The sequence below is a fragment of the Lapidilactobacillus mulanensis genome (assembly GCF_003946215.1).
In the GTDB taxonomy this organism is placed as follows: Bacteria; Bacillota; Bacilli; order Lactobacillales; family Lactobacillaceae; genus Lapidilactobacillus; species Lapidilactobacillus mulanensis.
In genome coordinates, this window is record NZ_RHOW01000021.1 from 21,569 (window position 1) to 37,282 (window position 15,714).

At 44.0% G+C, this 15,714-nt stretch carries 14 protein-coding genes; 8 read left to right on the top strand and 6 right to left on the bottom strand.

Features of this window, described 5'->3' with window-relative positions; all coding sequences use genetic code 11:
* Positions 1 to 493: 493 nt before the first annotated feature.
* Positions 494 to 1,696: an aminotransferase-like domain-containing protein gene (locus EKM67_RS06580; protein WP_164506597.1), complete on the bottom strand. Its 1,203-nt coding sequence runs from the start codon at positions 1,694 to 1,696 to the stop codon at positions 494 to 496.
* Positions 1,697 to 1,835: 139 nt separating this feature from the next.
* Between EKM67_RS06580 and EKM67_RS06585 the strand changes: the two genes are divergently transcribed.
* Entirely contained in the window at positions 1,836 to 2,759 is a 924-nt protein-coding gene (locus tag EKM67_RS06585; RefSeq protein WP_125578239.1) for a LysR family transcriptional regulator, read from the top strand.
* 57 nt (positions 2,760 to 2,816) lie between these two features.
* Complete coding sequence (locus EKM67_RS06590) at positions 2,817 to 3,434, top strand: LVIS_2131 family protein (protein WP_125578240.1); 618 nt, start codon at positions 2,817 to 2,819, stop codon at positions 3,432 to 3,434.
* 84 nt (positions 3,435 to 3,518) lie between these two features.
* Here EKM67_RS06590 and EKM67_RS06595 read toward each other — a convergent pair whose 3' ends face one another.
* On the bottom strand, positions 3,519 to 3,746 hold the full coding sequence (locus EKM67_RS06595; RefSeq protein ID WP_125578241.1) for a DUF2187 domain-containing protein: 228 nt from the start codon (positions 3,744 to 3,746) through the stop codon (positions 3,519 to 3,521).
* Between the two features lie 49 nt (positions 3,747 to 3,795).
* Here EKM67_RS06595 and EKM67_RS06600 point away from each other — a divergent pair, with 49 nt between their 5' ends.
* Both EKM67_RS06600 and EKM67_RS06605 read left to right on the top strand, forming a co-directional pair.
* Complete coding sequence (locus EKM67_RS06600; protein ID WP_125578242.1) at positions 3,796 to 4,392, top strand: guanylate kinase; 597 nt, start codon at positions 3,796 to 3,798, stop codon at positions 4,390 to 4,392.
* A gap of 115 nt (positions 4,393 to 4,507) precedes the next feature.
* Positions 4,508 to 4,723, top strand: coding sequence for a hypothetical protein (locus EKM67_RS06605; protein ID WP_125578243.1), 216 nt, complete (start codon positions 4,508 to 4,510; stop codon positions 4,721 to 4,723).
* Positions 4,724 to 5,438: 715 nt separating this feature from the next.
* Here the strand turns inward: EKM67_RS06605 and EKM67_RS06610 are convergent.
* Together EKM67_RS06610 and EKM67_RS06615 are read right to left on the bottom strand one after the other, a co-directional pair.
* A complete protein-coding gene (locus tag EKM67_RS06610; RefSeq protein ID WP_125578244.1) occupies positions 5,439 to 6,773 on the bottom strand; it encodes a metallophosphoesterase family protein in 1,335 nt (444 codons plus the stop codon).
* Between the two features lie 12 nt (positions 6,774 to 6,785).
* Positions 6,786 to 8,087: a pyrimidine-nucleoside phosphorylase gene (locus tag EKM67_RS06615; RefSeq protein WP_125578245.1), complete on the bottom strand. Its 1,302-nt coding sequence runs from the start codon at positions 8,085 to 8,087 to the stop codon at positions 6,786 to 6,788.
* A gap of 1,240 nt (positions 8,088 to 9,327) precedes the next feature.
* Here EKM67_RS06615 and add point away from each other — a divergent pair.
* Together add and EKM67_RS06625 are read left to right on the top strand one after the other, a co-directional pair.
* Positions 9,328 to 10,341 (top strand): adenosine deaminase, encoded by a 1,014-nt coding sequence (add, locus tag EKM67_RS06620; RefSeq protein ID WP_125578246.1) that lies wholly within the window; start codon positions 9,328 to 9,330, stop codon positions 10,339 to 10,341.
* Positions 10,342 to 10,357: 16 nt separating this feature from the next.
* Positions 10,358 to 10,861 carry a universal stress protein gene (locus EKM67_RS06625; protein WP_225417331.1) on the top strand — a complete coding sequence of 168 codons (504 nt, stop codon included), beginning with the start codon at positions 10,358 to 10,360 and terminating at the stop codon, positions 10,859 to 10,861.
* A gap of 106 nt (positions 10,862 to 10,967) precedes the next feature.
* On the opposite strand, the gene EKM67_RS06630 is transcribed toward EKM67_RS06625, so the two are convergent.
* Together EKM67_RS06630 and EKM67_RS06635 are read right to left on the bottom strand one after the other, a co-directional pair.
* Positions 10,968 to 11,876, bottom strand: coding sequence for a magnesium transporter CorA family protein (locus EKM67_RS06630; RefSeq protein ID WP_125578247.1), 909 nt, complete (start codon positions 11,874 to 11,876; stop codon positions 10,968 to 10,970).
* Positions 11,877 to 11,970: 94 nt separating this feature from the next.
* Positions 11,971 to 13,338, bottom strand: coding sequence for an Nramp family divalent metal transporter (locus EKM67_RS06635; protein WP_125578248.1), 1,368 nt, complete (start codon positions 13,336 to 13,338; stop codon positions 11,971 to 11,973).
* Between the two features lie 284 nt (positions 13,339 to 13,622).
* Here EKM67_RS06635 and EKM67_RS06640 point away from each other — a divergent pair, with 284 nt between their 5' ends.
* Entirely contained in the window at positions 13,623 to 14,261 is a 639-nt protein-coding gene (locus tag EKM67_RS06640) for a TetR/AcrR family transcriptional regulator (RefSeq protein WP_125578249.1), read from the top strand.
* 139 nt (positions 14,262 to 14,400) lie between these two features.
* The gene (locus tag EKM67_RS06645) at positions 14,401 to 15,621 is read left to right on the top strand and encodes a carboxylate--amine ligase (protein WP_125578250.1); all 1,221 of its coding nucleotides are present in this window, start codon (positions 14,401 to 14,403) and stop codon (positions 15,619 to 15,621) included.
* Positions 15,622 to 15,714 lie beyond the last annotated feature (93 nt).

A 15,714-nucleotide genomic window follows, 5' to 3' on the forward strand; every position in this document is an offset into this window, starting at 1 on the left:
GCGAGTCGCAACTTTTTCTTCCGCGTTCTGACTCATCTCGGCAGTTTTATAGTGCTGGCTCTAGTCAACGTCTAGTCCTGTGCGACTGATTTGCACCGCAACTCTGTTTTGCAGAGGACGAAAGGCGGACTTGATTATCGTTCCGACTTTTTAGTTCAACTATTTAAAGTAAAGGCGACAATGTCAATCATGCTTGAGGAACCCTGTTATTCAGATTCCAGCCTAAACGCAATAAGTTTAGGTAGAAGTTGCGGAAGAAAATAGTGGGATTGCAGTGGTAATTTTGTTAATGAGCGGGTTTTGCGAATTTACAAAATGGGAAAATATGAGATCCGACGGTTTTCCGGAGCTCATATTTTAGGCGGAAGAATTTCCGGCCTTTGGAAATCCTGCAGCCGTCCCCACAGCAACCTCCCACTATTTTCTGGAGCAACTTCTGCCGAAGGTAGACCCGAGTCTTTCCACACGTCGCCAACCAACTAACGAACGTTGACTATTGTGCCCGCGAATGAGAAACTTCGCGCGCCAGTGCCTGACTAAGCTTAGAAACTCCCAGATCGATCGTTGCCTGGTCATAAGTCGCATAACTGATCCGTGCGCTATTCAGTACACTATTACTAGCATAAAGATGCGTAGAAGGCACGTATAATAAATGCTCTTGCGGGGCGATTTGCTCACGCAATAATTTCTCGAAATTTAAATCAGCCGGCCCAGTCAACCACAAGAAAAAACCACCTTCTGGCTGAGTATAACTGAAGCCTGCGGGCAAGTACTGTTTCAAAGCGGCCAACATCCAGTTCCGCTTTTGCAAATAGTCTTTGCGTAAAACTTCTAAGTGCGCATCGAAATCATTATGCAACAAATAATCGCTGATGACCTGTTGAGTCAAAGTGGGCGATTCTAAATCCGCACCGTCTTTTAAATAACGAATTTGTTTGAGCAACGGTTCAGCAGCCAGAAGCCAACCGATCCGCAACCCTGGTGCCAGAATTTTAGAAAAACTCCCTAACGAAATTACGCGACCTTGTGTGTCGAGAGATTTCAATGACGGCAGTGTTTCACCGACGAACCGCAAATAGTGATAGGGATCATCTTCGAGGATAATGACGTTATAACGGTTGGCCAGCTCGATTAATTGCTGACGTTTCGCCAAGGACATGACGATGCCAGTCGGGTTTTGAAAATTAGGGACCGTATAAATGATTTTAATTTTTTGAGTAAGTAAAACTTTGTTCAGCTGGACGAGATCCATGCCATCTGATTCCAGCGGGATTTCGTGATAGTGCGGTTCATAAGCGGCAAATGCGGCCAGCGCACCTACATAAGTTGGTGCTTCAACGATAACGTGGTCACCTTTATTCAGTAACAATTTGGCGACGAGATCCAAGCCCTGTTGCGCACCTTGGGTCAACAAAATTTGGTCGGCGTTTACTTGATAATTTTCTTGGTCGAGGCGTTCAGCTAATTGTTCGCGCAGTGGTAAGTAGCCTTTTGCATTATGATATTGAAGCGCGTCGAGGCCATTATTGGCGAGCACACGTTGGAAACTGTCACTGATGGCTTGTTTAGGAAATTGCGCTGGGTCGGGCAAGCCGCCCGCAAAAGAAATGGTGTCATCAGTCAGATCGGGAATCAAATCTTCTAGTCCAGTTTGACTAGTGAGTGTTGTGCGAGTTGCTAATTGCGGTTGATCCATGATCATCCTCCGTTCTTTTTTCGTCACTTCTATGATAAACTGAATTCGAACAATAGTAAAATTCAACTTATTCAGTCTAAAATGAATTTCATTCAACAAACTGTAAAAAAAGTTGGATTAAATTAAGGGAGCACAATAAATGGCAGTGTTTCAGTACGAAGTCTTTGCACAAGTTGTTGCCTACAAAACGTTTTACCAAGCGGCGCAAGCGTTAAATGTGACGCCGAGCGCGGTCAGTCATTCGATCACACAATTTGAAAGTGAACTCGGGTTTCCCTTGTTTATTCGCAATCGAACCGGCGTCACCTTAACACCGGATGGCGAAACGATTTTTCCGATCGTGCAGTCGATTTTAAATATGGAATCACGATTGCGCCAAGTTGCCGATGATATTCAGGGCGTTAATTCGGGGACGATTCGAATTGGCGCGTTCAGTAGTGTCTGCATCAATTGGCTACCACCGATCATTCGTGCCTTTCGTAAGCAGTATCCGCAAATTGAGATCACGATCGAACAGGGGACGTTTCGTGAAATCGACCAGATGGTTCAGCAAGGTCGAATCGATATTTGTTTTTCGGCGCTGCCGGTTGCCAGTAATTTAATTGTCCAACCACTTTTGAAAGATCCCATTTATTGTGTGACCCCGACGAATTTTTCCCCGCAGGATTCAACCCACGTGACCTTAGAAGATATCGGCAAACATCGCTTTATTTTACAAAAGGTCGATTATGACGGCGATACGAAAAAAGCACTCGACCGTTATAACGTTACGCCAAATTCGATTTCCTATTCGATCGACGATCAATCCATTTTATCGATGGTGGCCAGCGACTTAGGTTTAGGAATTTTACCAGAATTAGCGCTACAAAAATTAAGTGGCGATGTGCACGTGTTTCCTTTCTCGACACCGTTTTTCCGGACGATCTGTCTGGTGACCAACAAGGTGCAGGCACAGGCGCCCTCGACGAAGCGAATGATCGTGGCGATCCACCAGTATTTGAACGCCACATATGGCAAACGCTATTTAGGCGCAAATGAATTATTAAGAAAAGGCGAAAAGTAAGGCAAGAAATTCGATAATACGTTATAATTTGGCTATAGATTCGCAGGAGGATTTGCAATGAATTCAGCATGGAATTGGATCGGGCTGGGTGCTTGGTTCATCTTATTGGTTTTTCTGATTTTTATCGTCCAGAATATTCGCCATCGTCACATTAAGATGATCGTGATGACACGACGGACATTTAGTTTCACGACGTTTTTACTCGATCTGTTGCTGGTCGCTATTTTTATCGGTGGGCTAGGGTTTATGAGCTATCAAACTTTCTTCCGCCATGTTGACGTGACCGATCAAGATCTGGTCAGCGTCAAATATTCCACCGTGCCATTGGTGTTGCAAACAAATGGGGGCAATGGTTATTTCGTGACCGTTGAACAAGGCGAGGGTAGAACGCCGATCCAGAAGTATACGTATTGGACGCAAGGCAATCAATATCAAGTGAAGAGCATTCACGCCAGCATTGCGACCGGTGAAGATCCGATCACGATCGGTGCGCGCGTTTATCGTTTTCCATCGAAGATGATCAAGAACGCCGATAAGAAATACGAAGCCTTTGTGGCAACCGTGCGCGCAACTTACAAGCCAACATTCTTGAATGGTTTGGGCATGCGCGTGGGTCATAATGCACTGGATTATACGATGATCCGCGTGCCTTCAAGCGTTTTTGTCAGCAAGTAGCATAATAACCCCACTTTAAAAAAGTGCATAAAAAGCCGAGGACGGCATTGCTGCGTCCTCGGCTAAACTGAATTTATTTTCGGATTAGTTGGCTTTTTTCAGTGGCTTAACTGGCGAAACGCTGTGGCAGCTTACGACGATTTTATTGTTGAGCTCGATAACGTTGCTCTTGTCGATTTCGTCGCTTTCAATAATCTGCATCAGTACAGAGTTTTCGTAAATCTTTTCGACTTCACCAATGAAGTCTTGTTCCATATCTTCTTTGACGTGACCGCGCAATTGGTCACCAACGTGAATTTCAGAAATATTCATTAAGATAGCCTCACAATCGGGTTAATTTATACTAGTTTGGGGAGTAAAAATGGGTAAAGCAGTTACTAATAAGCTATTTGTGATCACTGGCGCATCTGGAACGGGAAAAACAACGATCAGTCATTATTTGCGCGATAATTATGGCATTCAGCGTGTCTTGACGCACACCACCCGTCCGCCACGTCCTAATGAAGCGAACGAACGCGATTATTATTTTGAAACCGAAGATGGTTTTCAAAAAAATCATTACATCGAGTCGGTTACATACTCCGGCTATCACTACGGTTCTTCGCGTGAAGCCTTGCAGAAAGCGTGGCAGCAACAACCGTTTGTTAGTTTAGTGCTAGAAACAAAAGGCGCCGAAGCTTATGCGGACGTGATGTTAAAACAGCTCGTTGTCATTTACGTGACGGTTTCTGATCCGCAAGTTCTGCTAGCGCGGTTGGAGAAGCGGGGCGATGTGCCTGCAGAGATCGAAAAGCGGTTATCTAGCGCAGAGTTCAAGCGCGACTTAGAAGTCCCACCAGCCTTGGTAAACATCGCTCACGTGATCGTTAACGACACTTGGGAGCAAGCGCGCGCGCAGGTGGATCAGTTGCTGAAACTCGCTGTAAAAAGTGACCTGAAATTAAATGCTAACAAATAATAAGGTAGAGTATAGCATACTCACCAAAAAGTTCACAAGACCTAAGACTGATTTTTTGATTGATTATTGAAATAATTTATTGTCGACAAAACCGCCCGACCAATTGGATGAAAAATTGGTCGAGCGGCTTTTTATTTTTGCTGAGATATTTGGTCTACCTTCGGCAGAAGGTGTTGTGGAGATAGCTCTTGGCTCATTGAAAGAACTGGCGTTGAAGTGTGTAAAGATTGATCTACCTCCGGCAGAAGTTGCTCCAGAAAATAGTGGGAGGTTGCTGTGGGGACGGCTGCAGGATTTCCAAAGACCGGAAATTCTTCCGCCTAAAATGTGAGCTCCGGAAAATCGCCGGATCTCACATTTTCCCATTTTGTAAATTCGCAAAAATCGCTCATTAACAAAATTACCACTGCAATCCCACTATTTTCTTCCGCAACTTCTGCCTAAACCTATTTCATTTAGGCTAGGATTGGAATAACAAGGTTCCTCAAGCGTGATTGACATTGTCGCCATTACCTAGAATAGTTCAGCTTAAGAGTTTGTGTGATAATCAAGTCCGCATTTCGTCCTCTACAAATTAAAGTTGCGGTACAAATCAGTCGTACAGGGCTAGACGTTAACTAGAGTAACCACTATAAAACTGCCAGGATGAGTCAGAACGCGGAAGAAAAAGTTGCGACTCGCAGTGAAATTGTTCTTGCGGGACAAACTTATTTCCTAAATATTCTCAGATATGTTGACTAACAATGCAGTTCTTCGCAAAACTATAGTCCCGCTAGAACAAGGGTGATCTTCAAGACTTTTGCGGTTTTCAAAAGGCTTGAAGTCATCCCCACAGCGAGGCGCAACATTTTTCTGCAGCGTTCTGACGGAACCAAACAAAATCCAACCTCACGCGAACAAAGCCTTCAAGAATCAGTTGGGAATTTTAAATACCATCCCCACAGCGAGGCGCAACTATTTTCTGGAGCGTTCTGACGGAACCAAACAAAATCCTACCTCACGTAAACAAAGCCTTCAAGAATCAGTTAGCAATTTTAAAAGTCATATCAAAACGTAAACCGCCGCTCAGGCGTGGCGGCACCATAACCGAAGACGTTAATTGTTCGCGCATCCGCGCTCACATCGATTACATAACCTGCAAACTCCGTGATCGTCCCCTGTTTACGTTGCCAATTTTTATTAAAGCGGGTCGTTAGCTGATGATCCGGTCCCATCAAGGCGCTGCAATTCAGCAGGATATACTGAATCCCCTTTTGCTGATAGTCGGTTTCCAGATGGCGATGGCCGCAAATATAAGCCCAAATTTGGCCGCTTCGATTCTGAGTGAAGTCGAATTTGGCATTGACGGCAAAGTCTGCGTTGGTTTGTCGTGGCTGCAATTTTCCCTTTAACTTGCGATTGAAGGCGACCAGCAATTCATGAACCGCGTGGCCATTATATTGCAACGCTTCTTGACCGTCAGCGTCGATTAAATTGGCGTGGCCAAAAATGACGATCTTTTTGTCGAAGCTGTGTTCCAACAATGTAATCAACCGTTGGATCTGTTGCTGGCGAATGGCTAGGGTCAACTTGACGTCGTATTTTTTAGTGCCGTCATTTTTTAAAAGGTAAGGGACATCGCTGGTGTTGAGGAAAATTGCCCGCACATCACCCTTGTCGAAATATCCGAGACCACTTTGCCAATCCATTACGTTGATTTGCGCTTGGGCAAACAGCTTTTTATAAACAATATTGCCGAAGGTTTGTGGGCCAAAACTGGGGCGATCATGGAAAAACTTCTCGTCATACTTGTCGTTTTCGTCGTGATTGCCTTTGACCATGAAAAATGGAGTCTTGTTTTCATTTAAAGTTGCAATAATCTGACCGAGATGGATCTGACTGATGGCTGGGCGATTGGAACCGTCGATGGCGTCGCCTAAATGTCCTTTGATGTCTAAAATACCGGTCTCATCGAGCAAGTTTAATTCCTGCACGTGTTGCAGACCATTGGCGCCATAATAAGTGTAGTTGGCGTCAGCTTTGTCGTGGGTGTCGGTGACGATCCCCATGGTCAGCGATTCTGGCGCCAGCTGTTGATTAAGCTTGACGGCAAAATCCTGTAAATATTTTTTGACGAATTGGCGCGGACCTAGGGGCAATTCAACTAGCGAGTTATAACGCTTGAAATAACTCGAGTGACTACGAAAATAAAGCGGACCGGTTAAACCGTCCGCTTTTTGTTGGGGTAGAAAAATTTGTTGCCGATCCTGGGTGACGATCAGCGTGTACGGCACTTTTTTGCCATTGGCGTTGGTCAGCTTCGTGGGGTAGGTGCCGGGTTGCCGAATCACTTCATTGCGTTGAATTCGCCGATTTGTAAACAATCGTGGCCATTTATTCATAAGTTTGCCCTGTTAATGAATGATTTCGTGAATCAACGTCAGCGGCTCAGGCTTTTCTGAACCAATTTCAAAACTATTCAAAACTTGATCTTGCACTTCTTGTGGTGCTGCGGCATTTAAATAAAGTGTGGCTAATGCTTCACCAATTTTAACCGAGTCACCGATTTTTTTGTGCAAAACAATGCCGACTGCTGGATCGACGAGATCGGCTTTCTTAGCGCGGCCACCACCGAGTTTGACGGAAGCTAAGCCGAGATCATTGGTCTGCATGCCTGTGATGTAGCCGGAATTTTTGGCCGTGATATCCAGTGTTGTTAAAGCTTGCGGAAGTTTTTCAGGATGGTCGACAATGCTAGCATCGCCGTTTTGGTCGGTGATCAATTGCTTGAATGCCGCCAGAGCACTGCCGTCTTTGATTTTACCTTCAAGAATTGTGCGGGCTTGTTCAGTAGTGTCGGCAATTTTAGCGAGAACCAACATTTCTGCCCCTAAAATCAAGGTCAATTCGGTGACATCTTCAGGACCTTCGCCGCGTAAAACGTCGATCGATTCTTTGATCTCCAAGGCGTTTCCGATCGTATAACCTAAAGGCTGGTTCATATCGGTCAAGTAGGCGACACAAGGGACATTATTTTGGCGGCCGATTTCAACTAGCGTTTCTGCCAACTGCTTCGCGCGCGCTTCGGTCTTCATAAAGGCACCATTGCCGACCTTCACGTCTAAAACTAAGGCGTTGGTGCCAGAGGCTAATTTCTTACTCATGACTGAGCTAGCAATTAGCGGGATCGCTTCAACAGTTGAAGTTACATCGCGTAACGCGTAAATTTTACGATCGGCAGGCGCGACATCTTTAGTGGCACTAATAATTGCAGTACCGTGTTCTTGGACTTGTTCAATAAACTGTTCGACGGTTTCGTCGACGTTATAACCAGGGATCGCTTCTAATTTATCCAGCGTGCCACCAGTATGACCTAACCCGCGGCCAGAAATCATCGGATTTTTAACGCCGGCACTCGCAACTAATGGTGCCAGTGGAATACTGATCTTGTCGCCGACACCGCCAGTGGAATGTTTGTCGACTTTGATACCGGGAATCATGGTCAAATCTAAAACTTCACCGGAATTTAACATGGCTTTTGCCAGCGCAGATGTCTCGTCGTGATTCATGTCGTTGAGATAAATTGCCATCAGCAGCGCACTCATTTGGTAATCAGGGATGTTGCCTGCGGTGTATTCTGTAATAATAAATTCAATTTCTGCTGTGGTTAAAACTTGATGATCGCGTTTCTTAGCGATCAGATCGATCATTCTCATGAAGAAGCCTCCTCAAATATAGATACCTATTCACATTCTAACAAAATTAGGTGGTGAGTGCGACTAGCTCGGGTTATATTTCTGGGGTTATTTAATTTTGTCGAATTTTTCGTCGGTTAAAACTATTGTGGGTTGCGGGTAAGGGCAGTTTGAATTTGCTGCAGAGAATGAACAGCTCACTTGTGGGGACGGCTGCAGGATTTCCAAAGACCGGAAATTCTTCCGCCTAAATTTGGAGCTCTTGCAAAACCCGCAAGATCTCCGAATTTCCCATGCTCTAAGCGACGGTGGTTCTGTCGCTAAGAGCATTATCACAGTGTGCTGTTCATTCTCTTTCGCAAATTCTGTGGGCCTATTCTGGTAAGCAGATTTGGATTGCGGGTAATTGCAGTTTGAATTTGCTCCAGAGAATGAACAGCCCACTCGTGGGGACGGCTGCAGGATTTCCAAAGACCGGAAATTCTTCCGCCTAAATTTGGAGCTCTTGCCCAAACCGCAAGATCTTCAAATTTCCCATGCTCTAAGCGACGGTGAACCGTGTCGCTAAGACCATTATCACAGTGTGCTGTTCATTCTCTTCCGCAAATTCTGTGGGCCTATTCTAGCGAGCGTATTTGGATTCCGAACTGGACTTTCTACCGTATGATTTTTTTCTGAGCAACTCAAATATTTAGTGGCAAAATATCTAACGTGATTATATTTCCCACAACAAAGCAATCGGCGTTGAAATTATACTACTTCCACCCAAATCCAGTTCTTTCCAGTTCATCACTAAACCAATTCCAGTTTAGGTCGCGGCTGCGTGGGGCAAGTGACGACACTGTGAAACTGCTGTTGCGACAGGGCCATCGTCGCTTACAGCAGGGGCGCATTTCGAGATTTTTATCAGGAGCTGCACTTGCGACTGAGAAAAAGCTCGAAATCGAGGTGGAAGACTTTCCCCAGAGTGTGGCGCAACATGGGTTGAAATCAACAGCTAAGACGTCAAGACACAAGAATTGGGCCTCATTCTTCGTGGCTTGATCTCTTAGATGCTGATTTCAATGTTGCAGAACACGTTTCGGAAAATCCTGGAACCGTCCCCACAGTAGTCAGTCACTTGCCCCTCGCAGCCGCGACCGAAGGTAGACGAAATATTTTTAAAGCTATCAATGCATAACGTTTCAATCCTCAAACAACTAAAGTTGAATTTTTTCTAAAAAAACGCTATCTTGGAGTTACTAAGAGATCGAGGTGGATCATGTTATCCGTTGAAGAATTAAAAGCATTACCAAAAGTTGAGCTGCACTGCCATTTAGACGGTTCATTATCTTTGCAGGCAATCCGACAGCTAGCCAAAATGGCGTCGGTCGAATTGCCCGCAACCGATGCAGATCTGCGAAAATTAGTCAGTGTGCCCGACGATGTTGAAAATTTATTAGATTATTTGAAACGATTTGACGTGATCTTACCACTTTTACAAACAGCGCCAGCCTTGGAACTCGCGGCTTATGATGTTATCCAGCAATGTGCTGCTGAAAATGTCCGTTACATTGAAGTTCGTTTCGCGCCAGATTTTTCTACCGAAAAGGAACTGAGTATTGAAGGCGCGATTGCCGCGGTGATCAAAGGATTGCACCGCGCTCGCGCGGATTTCGGGGTGGAATCGGGCGTGTTGGTTTGTGCCATGCGCCAATATCCGAATGATCGTAGCGAGAACATGTTTCGCGCAGCGCGGCCATTTTTAGGCGACGGTTTAGTCGGTGGCGATTTCGCGGGTAACGAAGCAGACTTTCCGACAGAAGAAATTGAGCCTGCGATTAAAGTTGCGCAACAATTAAAGATTCCACTGACGTTGCATGCCGGTGAAAGTCATTGTGTTCATAATGTGATGGCTACACTGGCGCTGGGAATTCGGCGCTTTGGTCATGGCGTGGCGTTGGGTAGCCATCCGGATCTGCAACAGCAAGTCAGTCAAGCCGGTGGCGTTTTGGAAATGTGTTTGACGAGTAACTTGCAAACTAAGGCGGTTGTTAATATTCAAGATTATCCTGTTCAAGAATTATTAGATAATCAGGTTAAAATCACCATCAATACAGACAATCGCACGGTTTCTAACACGAACTTGACTCATGAATATGCGCTCTGGCAAGAAAATTTCGGTATTACTAAGGCACAGTTTCAGCAATTTAATTTAAATGCGATCAACGCCGCGTTTTGTTCTGAACTTGTGAGGCAACGAGTGGTAGCTGAACTCGAAACGGCGTATAATTAAGGCGAGGTGAGCAGTAATGGAAGATTTAGCAGACTATCATGTTTCAACCATGCATTATTCACGTATTCTAATTGCGGTCGATGATGATGATTTTATTTCTTCACGGCGCGCATTTGATTATGCTTGTACGGTAGCAAAAATATATAATATTCCGCTGGCAGTGACGATGATTTTGGAGACAGGGGATCTGAATATTTTTCAATCCTTGTCACCAGACGTTTTAGCGAAACGGCGTGCTGAAATTGCTAGAGATTTAAATATTTATTGTGATAAGGCGCGGGAATTCGGCGTGATGGATGTGCAACCATTATTGGGTGAAGGCAATCCTAGTCACGAAATTGTTGAAGAGATCGTCCCGAGTTTCCGCCCAGATTTATTAGTGATCGGTTCGGAAACGAAACCTGGTCACCGGACGATCGGAACGCACGCGGCTTACATGGCTCGTTATGCCCCATGTTCGGTCATCATTGTGCGGTCTGATGCGCAAATTAGTCGGATGCTCAAGGATTTTGAAAAGTAAATTAGTTTCTCAAAGCTAAATGAACAAAAACAATAGGTCCCAAATCGGTCACATCTGACCGATTTGGGACCTATTGTTTTGTTGAGCAGTAAATAGTTTTAATAAATTACATTTTGTGATGGACTTTCAGGGCGGTTAATAACCACGCGACGCCTAGTAGAGACAAGCCGATCGCAACTAACCATGATGAATGTGAGCTTGCAAATGGTAAACGCACATTCATACCATAGAAGCCGGTGATAATGGTTGGCACCGCCATTGTCAGTGACCAAATCGTCAAAACTTTCATGGTGTCGTTTAAATTATTATTGACAATACTATCAAACGTATCCGCAATCCGATCAACGACTTGTGTCTCGATTTCGATCATACGTTGAACCTGCTCGGCTTCGATGGTGGCATCTTCCAATAAGTCTTGCATTTTCTGATCCGCATCGGCCGTGAAATGATTTTTACTCAACCGCATTAACACCGTGTGATTAGACTGAATGGCGCTGAGCAGAAAAGTTAGCGTCTGGCGCAGATAAGAGAGTTCTAGTAAGTCTTTATTTTTCGCATCTTTATTCAGCAGTTTATCGAGTTGATTCCGTTTCTTAGTGATCGCCTTGATGATGGGAATATAACTATCCATCAATTCAAATAGGGATCGCAAGATAAACGTTTCGGGTGATTTAATTTCTAGATTCTGATTAGCCGAATCGAAAATCTGATTGACCCAAAGCAGGCTACTCTCGTTAAACGTAAACAGGGCGCCTTGATGGATCAAAAAGCTGACCGGTCGTGTTAAATAGCGGAAATGATCGGGATCGATCACGTAAGGCACGTGGACAATGACCAGTTCCTGATCTAAATCACCGTCGTAAACATAGTTCGGACTTTCATCCTGATCGGTAACATAGGTCAGCATTTCGTTAGTCAGCTTGAACTTATGTTGGAGCTTTTCTCGCTCTGCTGGGGTCATGGCATCCGTTTGAACCCATTGATAATGGTTTTTCGTACTGGTTGAATGAATCATAATGATTTTCCTCAATCGATTTCATAATTGTGGGTCGAAATCAGTCTAAAAGTGCTAAATTCATTTTCAAATCAACGATCAGCACTTGTTTGGACTAGAATAAGCCGACTGTTTGTAGGATCAGATAAACATTTAAGATAATTAGAATGACGGTGATGATCCAGGCCGTGTACTTGACCCAGGCGCGATTTGCGAACTCTCCCATCAATTTTTTATCACTGGTGAAAATAACTAATGGGACAATGGCAAATGGTAACGCGATACTTAAGAACACCTGAGAAAAGGTGAGTAACCCTTCGATCTTGGCTTCGTTACCGTGATAGTAGAAAGCAAATCCTAAAACGGGGAGAACAGATGCCAGACGCGTGAGTAAACGCTGTGCCCATAGTGGCATTCTTAAGTGAATAAAACCTTCCATGATAATTTGACCGGCAAGTGTTCCAGTAATGGTTGAACTCTGGCCTGAAGATAACAGCGCGACGGCAAATAACATACTGAGCACAGGACTGGCAATGGCGCCGACAATACGTGAATCACCGAGGGAGTTGAACAGGTCGACGAAACGGCCGACTGAACTGTTAGTCCCATAAAATAAAGACGCCCCTAAGATCAGCAAGAGACTGTTAACGACAAAGGCGATCGTCAATTGGATGTTAGAATCGATGGTGGTAAATTTCAAAGCTTTCGCAACTGCCTTACGATTTTTCCGATCGACTGCACGCGTTTGCGAGATAGATGAGCCTAAATAAAGATCATGAGGCATAACGGTGGCGCCGACAATACCTAAGGCAAGATATAACATTGATTTGTTGGTGACGATGCTCGTCGAAGGAATATAGCCTTCAATGACGGCCTTCATATCCGGATTAGATAAAGCAACTTCGTATAGAAAGACGAGTAGGATAACGGCAACTAATGTCGCAACAATGGCTTCAATTTTTCGGAACCCTAATTTCATGAGTAATAATAGCACTAAGACATCGGCGGTTGTGATCAAGATACCGACGATCAACGGAATTTTGAAAATTAATTCTAAGGCGATACCAGAACCGATGATTTCGGCCACATCGGTCGCCATGATCGCGAGTTCAGTGATAATGAATAAAACGATCCCGGTCCGCTTCGAAGTGCGTTCACTTGTCAGCTGCGCCAAATCTTTACCCGTGACCACGCCTAATCGAGCAGCCATGGCTTGAAGGAGCATAGCAATCAAACTGGACATCAAAACGACAGTTAGCAGTGTGTATTTAAATTGCGCACCACCGGCGATCGACGTGATCCAATTACCAGGATCCATGTATCCAACTGCGATTAAAATCCCCGGACCAGTATAGGTGAGTAATGTTTTCCAGAACCCAGCGTTTTCTGGTACCTTGATACTACCGTTGATTTCGTCGAGGCTCTTGCCGCCCTCTTCCTCAACAAAAATTGGTGTCTTCTCTGTTTCCTTGTCAACTTTCATGCGAAAGCCCTCTTTTCTATTGGTTTAGAAATTCAGGTTGAATATATTGAGTGTATACTCAATCGGTCTCCGAAAAGTATTATACACCCGCACGAATTGGAGTCAAGGAATTATGAATCGTAAATGCCCATGAGAAGGCTTTCTTGCAAACTTTTAATCAAAACAAGGCTTGTTCATGTGATTCCTTGACAAAAATAAAAGGGTTTGTATAATGAATTATATTGAGTGCTCACTCAAACAAATGATTCTTTTATAACTAGTGGTCAACCATGGGAGGTTTATTTTTGGCACAGGCAAGTGATTTGAAACTATTTCAAGATGCCCAAGCTTTGGAAAATTTCACCGACAAACAAATCCGGATTCTCATTGCGGCAATCGATATTTTTTCTGAAAAAGGTTACGCTAATGCCAGCACTAAAGAAATCGCCGACCAAGCTGGTGTCTCTGAAGGAAATATATTCAGCAAATTTGGTAACAAGCAGGGATTGCTTGATGCCATCATCGAGCCTGTTGTCTCCATGGTGTTTCCGCAAACGATCGCGAGTTTATTGGATGTTGAGACCAACCGAACCCCGGTTTCTTTGCATGCTTTTATCAGCGACTTTATGATCAACCGGATGAGGTTTCTGGTCGAGAATAAAAAAGTACTTAAAATTTTTATTGCCGAGCTGGCCTACAATCAAGAAACGCGCACGCATTATATGCAAAGCCTACCCACGAGTTTCTTGAAAGATCTTAAGTCGCAGTTAAATACCATGAAGCGAAATCATATGATCGTCAATTGGAACAACGACGAAATCATGCGACTGATCTGGTCGGTAATCGGTGGTGCCGTGATCGATTATTTATTTTTTGATCGCCCGATTGCAAAAATCGAAGTGACTCATATGATCGACGCATTAGTGCGGGCATTGTCGCGCTAAGTGAAGCACCGCTATAACGCCATGCTAAAAATATTTGAGAAAAGTTCGCAGGTGCGAACTTTTTTGTTGGTCAATTTGATTATGATTTGACCTTCCCTTATAATCATGAGTGTTTATTGATTTTTTCTTGGAGGCACTTATGCAAAAGCTTAATTTTATACCGATCATTGTCGGCACGGACATCAATACCTATAACGTGGCGATCTCGTTTCATGAACAATATGGGATCCACCCGATCCTAGTTGGTTCAGCACCACTTTCGTTCACAGAATACAGCACGATTCCTGGAACCATCGAATATTACCCTAAATTACACGAACCGACTGAATTTCCTAAAATTCTAGCGGAAGTTGCCCAGAAGTATCAGCAACCTGGTAAGAAGTTGTTGCTGATCGGTACTAGTGATATGTACGTGCGCTATATTGTGGAGAACGCCGATTTTTTGCGGCAATATTATGTTTTCAATTATCCGACGCTCGAAATCATGAATCAGCTGCAATATAAGAAAAATTTCTATCAACTGTGCGAAGAGCTTGGTGTTGATTATCCGCGAACGTCTTATTTCGATTGTCGAGAAATAACGGCGCCTTATCATGACGATCAGGTAAAGTATCCACTGATCATCAAGCCTAGCAATGTCGTGAAATACTATGATCTTCATTTCGAAGGCAAGAAGAAAATTTACCGAGTTCATTCCGAAGAAGAAGTTAATCGAGTTCTGAATTTATTACACGAGGCCAAGTATGATGATGAAGTGATCATCCAAGAATATATTCCTGGTGAAGACACGGACATGTGGGATGGCGTCTTGTATGCGAACCAAGCGGGTAAAGTTAAATTGGTTGCCTTGGGCCAGGTTGTGTTGCAAGAACACACACCGACCGCAATTGGCAACTATACGGGAATCATCAGTCGTTATAATTTACCCTTAATGCAAAAAATGCAGGCATTATTGGAGAAAATCGGTTATACCGGTTTTGCCAACTTCGATCTTAAATATGATAAGCGCGATCAGAAATATAAACTATTTGAAATCAATATTCGCCAAGGTCGCTCCAGTTATTATATTACTCAAACCGGGCACAACATGGCCGCTTTATTAGTGGATGATTGCGTGGATCAATTGGACCAACCGATCGAATACAATGACAAGACCTTTCTATTCACGATCGTTCCTAAGAAAGTCTTACGTGATTTCGTGCCTGATCCGCAAATCAATCAAGAATGTCGCCAGCTGATCAAAAAGAAACAGTGGGGGAACCCCCTGTTCTATCGTGGAGATAAGAGCAGTAAACGTAAATTATTCTTAGCCGCACGTCAATTAAATTACGTGCGCAAATATCGAAATAATAAGTGGTAATTAAAAAGCGCCCGGGTCAGAAGAAATTCGGCTATACTCCTACTTAAGTAGACAAGCAAATAATCAAAGCTTGTACACTTAGGAAGGAGTTTT